We start from the raw sequence: 1,823 nt of genomic DNA on the forward strand, positions 1-1,823 counted from the left end.
CGGCTGGACAATGGCCGTTACCAATGGCCGCGGAATGCCCAGGAAGTAAAGCCGCTGACCTGGGAGCAGTTCACCTGGCTCATGCAGGGGCTGAATATTGAGCAGCCCAGAGCGATCCGTCCCGGGCGCCCGAAAGAACTGGTATAATCCACCAGGGAAGCCGTTTTCGGGGAATATTCTGCCTGAAAAGCGGCGGTTTTCCACAAGAAATTTCTCATCCAGGAATGCGTCTTTTCCTGGTGTTCAGGCACTTTTTTCGGTATAATGGAAACAGAAAATCCACCCGTAAGGAGAAGCGCTATGAATCTGGATACCCAAAATCTTCCGCCGGAAGTGGCGGCGTATATCCGGTCACTGGAGCAAGAGAAACAGCGGCTGGAACAGAGGAAGCAACAGCTGGAGCAGGAGAAGCAGTTACTGGAAAAACAGCTGGTGAAGATGCAGTCCCTGAATGAACAGCTGGTTCAGATGCGCAAACGGATGTTTGGGCAATCCAGTGAGCAGATTCAGTATGTGGACGCTCAACAGTTGGACTTCTTCAATGAAGTGGAAGCCTGCAGCGATGCATCTGCTCCGGAACCGGGAAAAACGACCCCGGTGAAGGCCCATGCCCGGAAAGCGAAACGGACCAAAGAAGAACTGACAGAAGGCTTGGAACACAAGAAGGTAGTCTGTGAGCTGCCGGAGCAGGAACAGATTTGCGCCAAGTGCGGCAGCACCATGGTACGGATTGGAGAAAAGTTTGTCCGGTCTGAACTGGTGATTGTGCCGGCCCAGGTGTATGTGGTGGATTACTATGCCGCCAGCTACAAATGTGCGCACTGTGAAACCCAGACTGGGGAAAGCTATATCCGGCAGGCCGAAGCTCCTGTTCCAGTGATGAAGAAAAGCATGGCGGCTCCCTCCACGGTAGCCTATGTGATGCAGGAGAAGTTCCAGAACGGAGTTCCGCTGTATCGCCAGGAGGCTTACTGGAAGGGGCAGGGTGTGGATCTTCGGCGCAATACCATGGCCAACTGGGTAATCCGCAGTGCCCGTTGGTTCAAGCCCCTGTATGAGCAGCTTCGCAGGGAGCTGCTGCGGCAGGACATTGTGAATGTGGACGAGACCCGCGTCCATGTCCTGAAAGAGGATGGCCGGGAATCCAGTCAGATGTCCCAGATGTGGGTGTTCTGTTCTGCCGAAAAGAAAATCGCACTGTACCAGTACAGTACCAGCCGTTCAGGCCGGGTAGCCAAAGAGATGCTGCAAGGCTTCTCCGGCTATACCCAGACCGACGGCTATTCGGGTTACAATTGTCTGGATTCCGTGACCCATGTGGGCTGTTGGGCTCACGCAAGACGCAAGTGGGTGGAATGCTTTGTGGACGGCAAGCCGGTACAGGGAAGCCGATCCGAGGCAGCGTTTCATCTGATTGAGGAGATGTTCTCCCTGGAGCAGGCCTGGAAAGACCAATTGCCAGAGGCCCGCTTTACTCTGCGGCAGGAAAAACTCCGGCCGCTGCTGGACAGTTACTGGGAACTCCTGGACAGCTTCGAGGCAGCAGAAGGCACTGCGCTGAGCAAGGCCAAAGCCTACTCTCTCAACCAGAAGCAGGCGCTGAACGCCGTGCTTTTGGACGGCCGCCTGGAACTGACCAATAACCTTGCCGAACGCACGGTGAAGCCTTTCGTGATGGCGCGCAAGAATTTTCTGTTCTGCGACACCGCAAAGGGTGCCGATGCCAGTGCCTTATGTTTCAGTGTGATCGAGACAGCCAAGCGCAATGGCCTGGATCCCTTTGGTTACCTGCTGTTCCTGCTGCAGGAGCTGCCCAAACTGGG

At 55.2% G+C, this 1,823-nt stretch carries 1 protein-coding gene; it reads left to right on the top strand.

The window, feature by feature from the left end; translation table 11 throughout:
- Positions 1-300: 300 nt before the first annotated feature.
- Positions 301-1,823 (top strand): IS66 family transposase (locus tag B5F27_RS16145; RefSeq protein ID WP_087369057.1); only part of this gene is annotated, 1,523 nt, incomplete at its 3' end.

Origin of the sequence: Faecalibacterium sp. An192 (genome assembly GCF_002160175.1) — a bacterium.
Taxonomy (GTDB): domain Bacteria; phylum Bacillota; class Clostridia; order Oscillospirales; family Ruminococcaceae; genus Faecalibacterium.